The 13308-nt window shown below is 38.0% G+C and carries 8 protein-coding genes and 1 pseudogene; 8 read left to right on the top strand and 1 reads right to left on the bottom strand.

The features are described from left to right. Positions 1-6 precede the first annotated feature (6 nt). Complete coding sequence (locus HMPREF1639_RS05500) at positions 7-2502, top strand: ABC transporter permease (RefSeq protein ID WP_242847287.1); 2496 nt, start codon at positions 7-9, stop codon at positions 2500-2502. A gap of 116 nt (positions 2503-2618) precedes the next feature. Here HMPREF1639_RS05500 and HMPREF1639_RS05505 read toward each other — a convergent pair whose 3' ends face one another. Next, positions 2619-3479 carry a YaaA family protein gene (locus tag HMPREF1639_RS05505; protein WP_036764223.1) on the bottom strand — a complete coding sequence of 287 codons (861 nt, stop codon included), beginning with the start codon at positions 3477-3479 and terminating at the stop codon, positions 2619-2621. Between the two features lie 137 nt (positions 3480-3616). Here HMPREF1639_RS05505 and HMPREF1639_RS09695 point away from each other — a divergent pair. From HMPREF1639_RS09695 to HMPREF1639_RS05540, 7 genes and pseudogenes are all read left to right on the top strand, one after another. Beyond that, positions 3617-3754: pseudogene (locus HMPREF1639_RS09695) on the top strand (IS30 family transposase); the annotation flags it as partial. A gap of 247 nt (positions 3755-4001) precedes the next feature. After that, positions 4002-4478 carry a 5-(carboxyamino)imidazole ribonucleotide mutase gene (gene purE, locus HMPREF1639_RS05515; protein ID WP_036764225.1) on the top strand — a complete coding sequence of 159 codons (477 nt, stop codon included), beginning with the start codon at positions 4002-4004 and terminating at the stop codon, positions 4476-4478. A 39-nt stretch (positions 4479-4517) separates the two neighbouring features. Further along, positions 4518-5594 (top strand): phosphoribosylformylglycinamidine cyclo-ligase, encoded by a 1077-nt coding sequence (gene purM / locus HMPREF1639_RS05520; protein WP_036764227.1) that lies wholly within the window; start codon positions 4518-4520, stop codon positions 5592-5594. 22 nt (positions 5595-5616) lie between these two features. After that, positions 5617-6210 (top strand): phosphoribosylglycinamide formyltransferase, encoded by a 594-nt coding sequence (gene purN / locus HMPREF1639_RS05525; protein ID WP_036764229.1) that lies wholly within the window; start codon positions 5617-5619, stop codon positions 6208-6210. 20 nt (positions 6211-6230) lie between these two features. Beyond that, positions 6231-7763 (top strand): bifunctional phosphoribosylaminoimidazolecarboxamide formyltransferase/IMP cyclohydrolase, encoded by a 1533-nt coding sequence (purH, locus tag HMPREF1639_RS05530; protein WP_036764230.1) that lies wholly within the window; start codon positions 6231-6233, stop codon positions 7761-7763. A 141-nt stretch (positions 7764-7904) separates the two neighbouring features. After that, positions 7905-9173 carry a phosphoribosylamine--glycine ligase gene (purD, locus tag HMPREF1639_RS05535; protein WP_036764232.1) on the top strand — a complete coding sequence of 423 codons (1269 nt, stop codon included), beginning with the start codon at positions 7905-7907 and terminating at the stop codon, positions 9171-9173. Next, positions 9157-12939, top strand: coding sequence for a phosphoribosylformylglycinamidine synthase (locus HMPREF1639_RS05540; RefSeq protein WP_036764234.1), 3783 nt, complete (start codon positions 9157-9159; stop codon positions 12937-12939). Before purD ends, HMPREF1639_RS05540 begins: the two co-directional genes overlap by 17 nt. The last annotated feature ends 369 nt before the right edge of the window (positions 12940-13308 follow it).

The raw sequence follows: 13308 nt of genomic DNA on the forward strand, positions 1-13308 counted from the left end.
TAGCTTATGAGAAAAGTAGGTAAAATGAAAAATCCTCTGAATAAGAGAATTTTTAGGGAATTAAGGTCTAATATAGGTAGATATGGATCTATATTTATAGTCATGTTTATGACAGTATCCTTTATATCGTCATTTTTTATAGCTCAAAATTCTGTCAAGATATCATATGATGATAGTCATATAAAGGGTAAAGTTGAGGATGGATATATAGAGTTTGACAGGGCCTTGAAAGAAGATGAGAAAAAAATTTTTAAGGATAATAAGGTTAGGGCCTACGAAAATTTCTATTTGTCTATAAGATCCAAGTCTGATAAATTATTTATAGTATACATAAATAGGAATCAGGTAAATATTCCTGGTTTACATGAAGGTCGATATGCTGATAATGACGGTGAGATAGTACTGAACGTTAACTATGCCAGGGAAAATAATATATCTCTTGGTGACAATTTATATCTACCAGACTCACCAACTGATATTGATAATTTAAGTCAAAAAGGTATAAAGGTGGTTGGCCTAGTTGCATTTCCAGATTATAGCTGTCTACTTAGAAGACAGGGAGATATCTTGATGGACAACAAAAATCTTTGTGTGGCGAGTGTAAATCAAAATACATTTGAAAGATTAGTCAAGAAGGGATACGGAATAAAGTATAAATATTCATATAGGTTAGAAGAGCCGACTACTGACAAGAAGGACCAGTCTGACAAGCTAGAAGACCTTGTTGATGACTTTGTCGATAAGGGGCTGGTTCCTGTAAATGCACAAAATAAGTATGGAAATTCTAGAATTTCTTATGTAATGGATGATATGGGTGGTGATGTACCTATGATGACATCCTTGATGGTTATAGTCCTACTGGTCATGGCCTTTATATTTGCAGTGCTAGTTCAGAATATGATAGAAGATGAGGCTAGCGTGATAGGTAGTCTGCTATCTTTTGGTTATAGCAAGGGAAGCCTAGTATGGCATTATATAAAACTCCCAATATATGTCACAATAGTATCTGTATTTCTTGGAAATTTGGTGGCCTATACTTTAATGAAGGATATTTATCTGGGGCTATACACTTCTAACTATTCTCTATTTCCAACAAAGATACATCTAGACGCCTATGCATTTATATTGACTAGTTTGATACCTTTATGCCTCATGCTTTTGGTAAATTCTGTATTTATATATAGAAAGTTAAGGCTGAGTCCACTGAGATTTCTGAGGAGAGATTTGGCTAGTCATAGACAGAAAAAGGCCGTTAAGTTGCCAAGTTTGTCGTTTTTATCAAGATTTAGGATGAGGGTATTTTTAAAGAATAAGGCCAGCTATTTAGTCTTGTGCCTTGGATTGCTATTGGGAAATATTCTTTTGATATATGGCTTGTCGATAGAGAGTTTGATTGATGGTTATATGAATGATATAGAAAAATCCATGCCATCAAGCTATCAAACTATTATCAAGGGTCCGCTTGAAAAAGAGGTGGAGATAAGATTAAGAGAGTCTATGCTAAAGAAAGACAAAAATATATTCGATAATCCAAGTTATGAGCAAGAGGACAAGGTCCTGGCAGATATACTGAAGCTTGATAGGGATAAGGTGAATCCATTTACTATTTATGGGGTAAAAATAAGGGACAAGACCTTTAATGAGGATATAAAGGTCAATGTATATGGTAGTAATTTGGATGGAGCCTATATAAAAGACCGGCTAGTCAGGGGTAGTGGTCATGCTACTGAGGAAGAAGACAAGAAGACTAGCAAGGGTAGGACGGATGACCAAAAGGACAAAAACGAAGAGCCGTATGACGTCTATATTTCAGAAGGTTTGATGAATAGATTTAGCATAAAAAGAGGAGACCTTGTTAGCTTGAGTGACGAAAATAGGAGTAAAAAATATAAGGTAAGGGTAGTTGGTAACACTGATTTATTTGCGACCTCAATGGCCATAGTTATGGATAGGAAAGATTGCAATAGAATGATTGGTATGAAAAAAGCATATTATAATGGCATATTTACAGATAGAAAAATAAATGTTGATGACAAGGAATTAGCTGCTGTTATAAATTCATCTGATATGAAAAAAATCGCCAAGCAGTTTATGGTGAATTTCAAGAGTTTAATGCCTGTAATAGTTGCCATATCAGTGATAATATACCTAGTAGTCATGTATGTACTGACTAAGACAATCGTGGACAAGTACAAGGAGTCAATTTCTTATCTCAGGATATTTGGCTACTACGACAAGGAGATAGAAAAGGTATTTATCAGGGTATCTACAATAGCAATTGTTTTTTTTCTAGTGGTGTTAATACCCCTAGAAAGGTATTTGGTAACTATTTTTGTAAGAGTGGCCTTTTATAAGTTTGACGGATATATTAGCCCACACATACCTGCCTATATATACCTAGCAACAGTAATATGTGGTATCCTGGTGTATTTATTAAATCGCTGGATTCTAATCAAAAAGATCAAAGGTATTAATATGGCGGAAGTTTTAAAAGATAGGTAAATTGGATAAAGACGATTACAAGTATATAAATTTGGTATAGAAATAAAATCCAAGTAAATATCACAGAGGTATTTGCCTGGATTTTATTTATAATTTTTGATAAGTAAAAAGTATATCTACTTAACAAAAACCAGTTCTAAAATTCTGCCATCCTCAGTAGAAAGGTCGGGTTTAAAGGTATAGCCATCTTCCTTGAAGGATTTTAAACCCTCAATAGTATCAATTTTGTTTTGGGCAAGATACCTTACCATAAGGCCTCGAGCTGTCTTTGAAGCGGTAGACTGACTCTTGAGGATACCATTTTTGTCTTGTTTAAAGTTACAGCTAACATAAGTTATAGGGACATCATTTTCGATGTCCTTTTCTATATATTTTTTAATTGCTTTGGAGTATTCAGTTGAGGCAAGATTTAAAATAATATTTCCATCTTGATCAACACCTGCGTTTGAGTCAGATACAATAGAGATTTTTTGAGTTTCCAGCTCCTTTTTAAGTAGTTGGTAGATTGAATCACCCCAAAAATTATATAGGTTTTTAGAAGCATCTACACACAGTCTTGTCTGCATTTCCAGCCTGTAAGGGTAGATACGATCCAAGGGGATAAGAGGACCATAGAGGCCACTCAGTATAAACAAATGCTCCTGCAGGTAGTCAAGAGACGACCTATCAAGACTGGATGGATTGATGGCCTTGTACTGGATGCCACTGTAGGCAAATAGTGCGGGTAGGCCACAAGCATCAAACTTGAAGTTGGAAAACCTATTGTAATTCAAATCTGCAATGTCAGGATTTACCTTCATAAGAGATGTCAGCTCGTCTACAGAAAATTTCTTTAATTCATCCATTACAAGCCTAGTCTTGTCAATTAAAGCAGGCAAGGTCTTTGCTACATCATTATCTATATATTCCAAGATGTCCTTGGGTAGACTATCGAGGTCTTGATTAAATCCCTTAGCAGGAGATATAAAAATTATCATAAAAGTATCCTTTCTTTAATAAATGTAATATAGGGTTGATTGTATAATCAATTTGTACAACTGAATAAAAAAATGATTCATTGCAAATCCTGTATTAAAATATAAGTTACCACACAAATACAAACAGGAGGATCACAATGAATCAACTTAATTTTAACACAAAAAAGAGAAACTTTAAACACTTAAGCGAGTATGAAAGAGGAGAAATTTATGCCATGATCAAATTAGGCTGTTCAATATCCTCTCACTTTTTACAAAATTCGAACAAATCAAAGCCTAAATTTACTTATAATTCGTAAATTTGGGCTTTTTTTAAATATTTTTCAAAAAAACTATTGAAAAAAACTGCACATTACGTTATCATTTTAGTATAAAGGTTCGTCTAAATAAGAATTATATGGATATAATCGTCTTAAAACAGTCATATTAGTTTATATATTAAGAAAATAAATAAAACAAAAATTTTAAGACAGTGGAAGGTTTTTTACCTAGATTTACTAAATTGAAAAGGAGAATTATAATATGAAAATTGCGGTGGTTATGGGTTCAAAGTCAGATTTACCAAAGCTTGAGTCCGGCATAGAATTGATAAAGAGTTACGGCATAGAGGTTGTAGTTAGAATACTTTCAGCCCACAGGACTCCAATAGAATTAACTGATTTTTTGGATGAGATAAAGGATGATACGGATGTTATAATAGCGGCGGCTGGAAAGGCAGCCCACCTACCAGGTGTTATAGCTGCCCAGACCTTGATACCGGTAGTTGGTCTACCGATCAAGTCATCTACAATGGACGGTTTGGATTCATTATTGTCAATTGTTCAGATGCCAAGCGGTATTCCGGTTGCAACTGTGACTATAGATTCGGGTACAAATGCGGCTTTGATGGCAATTCAGATAGCTAGTGTCAAGTACCCAGTATTAAGAAACAAGCTAGCAGGCTATAGGAAAGAAATGGAAGAAAAGGTTCTAGCTGATGATGCTTCAGTAGAATTTTAGATAAATTAGAAAAATATATGCGGTTACAAGGGGGTCAAAATGCTTACTTACAAGAGTTCAGGTGTAGATATAGATGAAGGAAACAGAGCGGTAGATTTAATTAAGAATAAGATTAAGGGAACTTATGATTCAAACGTAATTGGTGATCTAGGAAACTTTAGTGGATTATATTCTTTAAAGGACTTTATGGGAATGGAAGAGCCAGTCCTACTAGCATCAACTGATGGTGTTGGTACTAAATTGAAGATTGCCCAGTTGATGGACAAGCATGATACAGTTGGTATAGACCTAGTTGCCATGTGTGTCAACGACTTGATTTGTCAGGGGGCTAGGCCAATGTTCTTCCTAGACTATATAGCCCTAGGCAAGTTGGTTCCAGAGCATATAGAAAAGGTTGTTGGAGGTATAGCTGACGGTTGTAAGATGAGTGGCTGTGCCCTAATAGGTGGGGAGACTGCTGAAATGCCAGGTATGTACGGTCAAGATGACTACGATTTGGCAGGTTTCTCAATAGGTATAGCTGACAAGAAGAAGATAGTTAGTGGCCATGATGTAAAGGCTGGAGATGTCCTAGTTGGCATATCTTCAAGTGGTATCCATTCAAATGGTTTCTCATTTATCAGAAAGATCTTCTTGGAAGAATACAAGTACGAATTGGACAAGCATATAGATGAATTGGGTATGTCATTGGGTGATGCAATGCTAACACCTACAAAGATATACGTTAAATTGGCCCTTGATGCCCTAGCTAAGCATGATATCAAGGCTATAGCCCATATTACAGGTGGTGGCCTAATAGAAAATATAGTTAGAGTAATACCTAAGGGACTAGGTCTTGATATAGATACTAAGTCTTGGGACAAGCCAGCTATATTCAAGATGATAGAAGGTTTTGACGCCATAGAAAAGAGAGAGCTACACAAGAGCTTTAACATGGGTGTTGGTCTTGTGATGATAGTTGATAAGGCCGAGGCTCCAAAGCTAGTTGACTACATCAATAATAGACCAAGTGACAATGTAGATTTTGTAGATGATAAGTACAAGGTCCTTATGCAGGATAAGGCATATATCATAGGTAGTGTTGTAGATTCACATGAGGGTGTAGACCTAATATAGATTGAGTAGAAGAGGTAATTGGATGAAAAATATAGCTGTACTAGTATCTGGTGGTGGAACAAACCTACAGTCTATAATAGATGCTGCCGAGGATGGCAAGATAAATGGTCAGGTAAAACTGGTAATATCTAATAAAGAAGGTGCTTATGGTCTTGAAAGGGCTAGAAAGCACAAGATAAGGGCAGTATTTGAAAAGGATGAGCAGGCTATCATAGACATTATGAAAGAAAACGAGATAGACCTAGTTGTCCTAGCAGGTTTCTTAAAGATACTTAGTTCAAACTTTACTAGGGCATTTGAAAATAAGATAATAAATATTCACCCATCCCTAATACCGTCATTCTGTGGCAAGGGCTATTATGGACTAAAGGTTCATGAGGCAGCTGTGGAATATGGTGTAAAGGTAAGTGGCGCTACTGTTCATTTTGTCGATGAAAATGCGGATACAGGCCCAATTATCAGACAGGATACAGTAGAGGTCTTTGCAGATGATACAGCGGAAGACCTACAGCAGAGGGTCTTGAAGATAGAACACAAGATTTTGAGTCAGGTAGTTGCTGATTACTGTGATGATAAGATAAAGATAGTAGGAAGAAAAGTATTTATAGAAGATTAGTGTGAAAGGGGTACATAGAATTGAAGAGAGCTTTAATAAGTGTTACAGATAAGACAGGTCTTGTAGAGTTTGGTAAGAAATTAAATGAGTTTGGATATGAGATAATCTCAACAGGAAACACATTTAAGAAGCTAGATGAAGCAGGTGTAAAGGTAATGCAGGTAGAGTCAGTTACAAATTTCCCAGAAATATTGGACGGTAGAGTAAAGACTCTTAACCCATATATCCATGGTGGAATCTTGTACAGAAGAGACCTTGATTCACATGTAGATACAGTCAAGGAATTAAATATAGGTTCAATAGATATGGTAGTAGTCAGCCTATATGACTTCGAAGGAGCTGTTAGAAGTGGCAAGTCTCATGAAGAAATAGTTGAAAATATAGATATAGGTGGACCATCAATGATTAGGTCTGCGTCAAAGAACTACAAGGATGTAACAGTTGTTGTAGACATAGCTGACTATGACATGGTAATAGACAAGTTGGCCCAGGGTGGTTTGACTGAAGAAGATAGAAGACAGCTTGCCTATAAGGCTTTTGCTACAACTGCTAGGTATGATACTTTAATATCTACATATTTTGCAGGTGTAGTTGGAGACCAGTACCCAGATATATTAAATCTTACATTTGAGAAGGATACGGAGCTTAGGTATGGAGAAAATGGTCACCAGAGAGGATTTATGTACTCACAGCCTAATGCAAATAATCCAATTATAAACTATGAACAGTTACATGGTAAGGAACTGTCATTCAATAATATAAATGACCTAGCTGGTTGCCTGGAATTTATGAGAGAATTCAAGGATTCAGACCAGGTTTGCAGTGTGGCTATCAAGCATTCTAACGCCTGTGGTCTTGGGCTTGCTGATAGTGTTTATGATGCCTATATGAAGTGTTTTGAGGCTGACAAGGTTTCAATCTTCGGTGGTATCCTAGGTATTACATCAAAGATAGACAAGGCTACTGCTGAGAAGATAAATGAGATATTCTTGGAAATAGTTGTTGCTTATGACTTTGACGAAGATGCTCTAGAAGTTTTAAAGAAAAAGAAGAACCTAAGAATATTAAAGCTAGCTAAGATAGAAGATAGCAAGCAGCCATACGATATGAAGTATCTTGATGGTAAGCTACTTGTTCAGGATAAGGATACCAAGCTTTCTGACAAGACTGAAGTTGTGACTAAGGTCCAGCCAACAGATGACCAGTTGAAGGATATGGAATTTGGTATGAAGGTTGCTAAAAACTTAAAATCTAATGCCATAGCAATAGTTAAGGACGGTCAGACACTAGCAGTAGGTTGTGGTCAGACATCTAGAATATGGGCACTTAGCAATGCTATAGAAAATAATAAAAATGAAAAGAATTTTGAAGGTGCTGTCCTAGCATCTGATGCCTTCTTCCCATTCGATGACTGCGTTAGACTAGCAGCTGAGTATGGTATCAAGGCTATAGTTCAGCCAGGTGGATCTATCAGGGATGAGGATTCAGTAAAGGCTTGTGATGAACTAGGTATCAGCATGGTATTTACAGGAATCAGGCACTTCAAACATTAATTAATAATAGGTCAGGTGCATAAATTTCTATGCACCTATACTTGCTATATAGAATTGATAGGTCATGTAGTGTAAATTGTGGGAGATTTACCTATTTACTAGCTATTATGATGACTAGATAAAAATAGGAGGAAGACAAGTATGAAGATTTTAGTTGTAGGTGGTGGAGGAAGAGAGCACGCCATCTGTTGGAAACTGAGCCAAGAAAAAAATGTAGAAAAAGTATACTGTGCGCCTGGTAATGCAGGTATAGCATCGCTAGCAGAGTGTCTTGATATAAAGGATACTGAATTAGATAAATTAGCAGACTTTGCAGAGGCAAACCAGATAGACCTAACAGTTGTAGGTCCAGAAGTTCCACTAGTAATGGGTATTTCAGATGTATTTGCCAAGAGGGGCTTGAGGGTATTCGGACCAGATGCCTCTTGCTCTAGACTAGAAGGAAGCAAGCTTTTCTCTAAGGAATTTTTCGTGAGACACGATATTCCGACTGCCAAGTACAAGGAGTATACAGACATAGACAAGGCCATAGAGGAAATTGATTCTTTTGGTTATCCAGTAGTTATAAAGGCTGATGGTCTAGCTGCTGGTAAGGGGGTTGTAATACCTGAAAACAGAGAGGATGCAATCGATACCCTAAAGATGATAATGGCAGACAAGAAGTTTGGGGATGCTGGTAACCTAGTAGTAGTTGAAGAATTCCTAACAGGAATTGAAACATCAATACTTGCCTTTGTAGACAAGAATACCATCATACCTATGGAATCTGCCAAGGACCACAAGAAGATATTTGAACTAGAAAAGGGACCAAATACAGGTGGTATGGGAACTTTCTCACCTAGTACAATATATACTGACGACTTAGCAAAGAAGGTATATGATGAAGTCTTGATAAAGTCCCTAAAGGGCTTCCAGGCTGATGGCCTAGACTACAGGGGTATCCTATTTGTAGGTCTGATGATTACTTCAAAAGGGGAGAAGGTCCTAGAATTTAATTGTAGGTTTGGAGACCCAGAGACCCAGTCAGTCTTGATGAGGTTGGACACTGACCTAAGCGAAATAATGATGGCAATTACAGAAGATAGGCTAGCGGACGTGGACATCAAGTACTCAGATGATGCGGCGGCTTGTGTAGTATTGGCATCAGGTGGCTATCCAGAAGCTTACGAAAAGGGCAAGGAAATTACAGGACTAAATGATGTCGATGATAGCATAGTAGTATTCCATAGTGGTACTAAGTTTGACGGAAATAAGATAGTTACAAATGGTGGTAGGGTCCTAGGTGTTTGCTCTAGGGGCAAGGACGTAGAGGCAGCTGCCAAGAATGTATACAAAAATATAGAAAAGATTAGTTTTAAAGGAATGCACTATAGAAAGGATATAGGGGTTGATTATGAGCAAGGTAAGTAGAGTTTTTGTTGAGAAGAAGGACGGATTTGATTTAGAGTCTGTTGCAGTGCAAAATGACATAAAGGAAAGCCTACATATAGCTGTTGGCAAGCTAAGGGTAATCAATAGGTATGACGTAGAAGGCATAGGTCAGGAAGCCTACAAGAAGGTGGCTGAAACTATCTTGTCTGAGCCTAACCTAGACAAGGTATACTATGAAGAAATACCAGGTCTAGCTGATGAGAGAGTTTTTGCTATAGAGTACCTACCAGGCCAGTATGACCAGAGGGCTGACTGGGCATCAATGTGTGCTGAAATAGTAAATGACGGCAAGAGACCTGACATAAATTCTGCCAGGGTAATAGTGATTGAAAATACTATTAGTGACCAAGACTTTGCCAAGATAAAGGACTACCTAATCAATGCAGTTGACTCTAGAGAGGCATCACTTGACAAGCCAGAAACACTAGCAGTTGAATATGAAATACCAGAGACAGTTTCTACCCTTGATGGCTTTATAGACCTAGACCTTGCAGGCCTAGAAAAATTGCTAGATGATATGGGTCTAGCTATGACTATAGAGGACCTAAAGTGCATCCAGAATTATTTCAAGGACGATGAGAAGAGGAACCCAACTATAACTGAAATAAAGGTTCTAGATACATATTGGTCAGACCACTGTAGACATACTACATTTATGACTAGACTAGCTAATGTAGATATAGCAGGTGGTAGGTTCACTGATATAGTAAAGGATACTTATGACCAGTACCTAGCAGATAGGAAGTTTGTCTATGGAGACAGGGACAAGGATATTTGTTTGATGGATATGGCTACAGTAGCTATGAAAAAATTGAAGAAGGAAGGCAAGCTAGCAGACCTTGACGAGAGTGAAGAGATAAATGCTTGTTCAATAAACATAGACGTAGAAATAGACGGCAAGAAGGAAGAATACCTTCTAATGTTCAAGAACGAAACACACAACCACCCAACAGAAATAGAACCATTTGGTGGTGCAGCTACTTGTCTGGGTGGAGCTATCAGAGACCCATTGTCAGGTAGGTCATATGTATACCAGGCCATGAGGGTGACAGGTTCAGCAGACCCAAGAACTTCACTAGAAGATACACTAGCAGGCAAGCTAATGCAGAAGAAGATAACTACAGAGGCAGCTAGTGGTTATTCTTCATACGGTAACCAGATAGGTCTATCAACTGGCCAGGTAGCAGAAGTTTATGATGAAAATTTCGTTGCCAAGAGAATGGAAGTTGGTGCGGTAATAGCAGCAGCTCCAAAGGAAAATGTAATTAGAAAGAGACCAGAGGCTGGAGATGTAATCATCCTACTAGGTGGAAAGACTGGTAGAGATGGTTGTGGAGGAGCTACAGGATCGTCTAAGGAACATAGCGAAGAGTCTATATCTACTTGTTCTGCAGAGGTTCAGAAGGGTGACGCCCCTAACGAAAGAAAGATTCAGAGATTCTTTAGAAATCCAGAAGCTGTAAAGATGATAAAGAGATGTAACGACTTTGGTGCAGGTGGTGTATCAGTTGCAATCGGTGAAATAGCCGAATCACTAGATATCAACCTTGACCTAGTTCCAAAGAAGTATGATGGTCTAGATGGTACTGAGCTAGCTATATCAGAATCTCAGGAAAGAATGGCAGTAGCTATAGAAGCTGAAAATATGGATAGATTTATAGAACTAGCAGGCCTTGAAAACCTACAGGCAACTCACGTAGCTACAGTTACAGACACAGGCTACCTAAGAATGTTCTGGAATGGAAAGGATATAGTAAATATAAGAAGAGCCTTCCTAGATACAAATGGATCAAAGCAGGATACAGACATAAAGGTAGAATTTATAGATCCAGAATCTAGCTACGTAGACTTGACTAGTGTGACTAGTAAGTTTGACTCTATAGAAGACAAGTATTTGGCAGCTATGTCGGACCTAAATACTTGCTCACAGAGGGGTCTAGTAGAGAAGTTTGACAATACAATAGGTGGAAATACAATTATCATGCCACTAGGTGGTAAGTACCAGGCTACACCAGCCAATGGTATGGTTGCCAAGATACCAGTATTGGGTGGAGAGACTAATACATCATCAATTATGACATTTGGATATAATCCAAAGATAGGTAAGTGGTCTACATTCCACGGAGCCATGAATGCAGTAGTTGAATCTGTTGCCAAGCTAGTAGCCCTAGGTGGTGACTACTCAACAGCTAGGTTGACATTCCAGGAATACTTTGAAAAGCTAGGCCAGGATGCTAGAAAGTGGGCAAAGCCATTCTCAGCCCTACTAGGTGCCTACTATGCCCAGTCAAACTTTGAGATACCAGCAATAGGTGGTAAGGACTCAATGAGTGGAACATTCAAGGATATAGATGTACCGCCAACACTAGTATCATTTGCAGTAAATACAGAAGATGCCAAGAATATAGTTTCTCAGGAATTTAAGGTTGCAGGTCATGCCCTTGTCCTAGTTGAAACACCTCAGAAGGACTATGCCTTCCCAGATTTCGATATAATGAAGAAGAACTTTGATGTAATACACAAGGCAGCCTTAGCAGGTAAGCTAAAGGCAACATATGCCCTAGGTTATGGTGGTCTAGGTGAAGCAATTGCCAAGATGGCCTTTGGTAACAGAATAGGATTCAAGTTTGATGACCAGCTAGCCAGCAGGTTTGAAAATAGGGATGACCTATTCAGACAGAGCTATGGTTCTATCCTAGTTGAAATAGACCAGGCAGACCTAGGAGCCCTAGAGGGAGCAAATTATGTCCTAGTAGGTCAGACAATAGATCAGCCAGTAATAGACGTATTCGGTCAGGAGGTAAGCCTAGACAAGCTATATGCTGAATATGAAAAGACTCTAGAACCAATCTTCCCAACTAAGGCAAAGAAGGTAGTGACAGATAGGATAGAAAATATCAGCTACAAGTTAGACTCCAAGCCAGCCAAGTCATCACTTAGCATAGTCAAGCCAAGAGTATTCCTACCAGCCTTCCCAGGAACTAACTGTGAATATGATTCAGCTAGGGCCTTTGAAAGAGCAGGAGCTGAGGCTTATATAGGCGTATTTAGAAATATGACATATGCAGACATAGAGTCTTCAATAGACATGATGGTAGAAGAAATCAAGAAGAGCCAGATCATCATGATACCAGGTGGATTCTCAGCTGGTGACGAGCCAGATGGTTCAGCCAAGTTTATAGCCACAGTATTCAGAAATCCTAAGATAGAAGAGGCTGTAATGGATCTAATCAAGAATAGAGATGGTCTAATGATAGGTATCTGTAATGGATTCCAGGCCCTAATCAAGCTAGGACTAGTACCGTATGGTGAAATCAAGACACCAACAGCAGATATGCCTACCTTGACATACAATAATATAGGTCGTCACCAGGCCAAGATAGTTCAGACTAGGGTAGCATCAAATAAGTCACCTTGGTTGGCAGGCACAGAAGTTGGAGACATCCACTCAATCGCTATATCTCACGGTGAAGGTAAATTCGTAGCCAGGGATGAAGTTATGAAGGTCCTAATAGAAAATGGTCAGATAGCAACACAGTATGTAGACTTTGACGGAAATGCTACATATGATATAGACTTTAACCCTAATGGTTCATACTGGGCAGTAGAAGGTATTACTTCAGATGATGGTAGAATACTTGGTAAGATGGGTCACTCAGAAAGAAGAGGAGACCATGTAATCAAGAATATCATAGGGGAAAAGGACCAGAAGTTATTTGAATCTGGTGTTAAGTACTTCAAATAAGACTTTAATTTAATTATGAAAACTAATAGAACTTGCAGTAACCTGGACTAAGAATTAGTCTTAAATGAATTCTTGTTTGGATAATTTATATTGTATAGCAGGCAATATATTTTTGATAATACATGTATGTTTTTCTACTTATATAAAATGATAATTAGACCTCGAGTAAGGACATTCGGTTATGAATTTACATAATATCGAGGCGTATGTGAAGGCAGAAAATCCGCCTGCTTGCAGATTCGGATTTTCCTGAACAGAGCCATGATATTACAAATTCATAGAGAGTCCTACTGAGGTCTAATAGAATTTTATAACGGTTCTTTGTCAACTAGCGTTGATGAATAAAATCCGAAATTTATGCGACAGCAT

The organism is Peptostreptococcus sp. MV1, assembly GCF_000758885.1.
In the GTDB taxonomy this organism is placed as follows: domain Bacteria; phylum Bacillota; class Clostridia; order Peptostreptococcales; family Peptostreptococcaceae; genus Peptostreptococcus.

What these genes read in the sequence shown, in the direction of transcription:
- HMPREF1639_RS05540 (WP_036764234.1), top strand. Translation starts at nt 9,157, where the DNA reads ATGAGCAAGGTAAGTAGAGTTTTTGTTGAGAAGAAGGACGGATTTGAT.
- purD (WP_036764232.1), top strand. Translation starts at nt 7,905, where the DNA reads ATGAAGATTTTAGTTGTAGGTGGTGGAGGAAGAGAGCACGCCATCTGT.
- purE (WP_036764225.1), top strand. Translation starts at nt 4,002, where the DNA reads ATGAAAATTGCGGTGGTTATGGGTTCAAAGTCAGATTTACCAAAGCTT.
- purM (WP_036764227.1), top strand. Translation starts at nt 4,518, where the DNA reads ATGCTTACTTACAAGAGTTCAGGTGTAGATATAGATGAAGGAAACAGA.
- HMPREF1639_RS05500 (WP_242847287.1), top strand. Translation starts at nt 7, where the DNA reads ATGAGAAAAGTAGGTAAAATGAAAAATCCTCTGAATAAGAGAATTTTT.
- purN (WP_036764229.1), top strand. Translation starts at nt 5,617, where the DNA reads ATGAAAAATATAGCTGTACTAGTATCTGGTGGTGGAACAAACCTACAG.
- HMPREF1639_RS05505 (WP_036764223.1), bottom strand. Translation starts at nt 3,479, where the DNA reads ATGATAATTTTTATATCTCCTGCTAAGGGATTTAATCAAGACCTCGAT.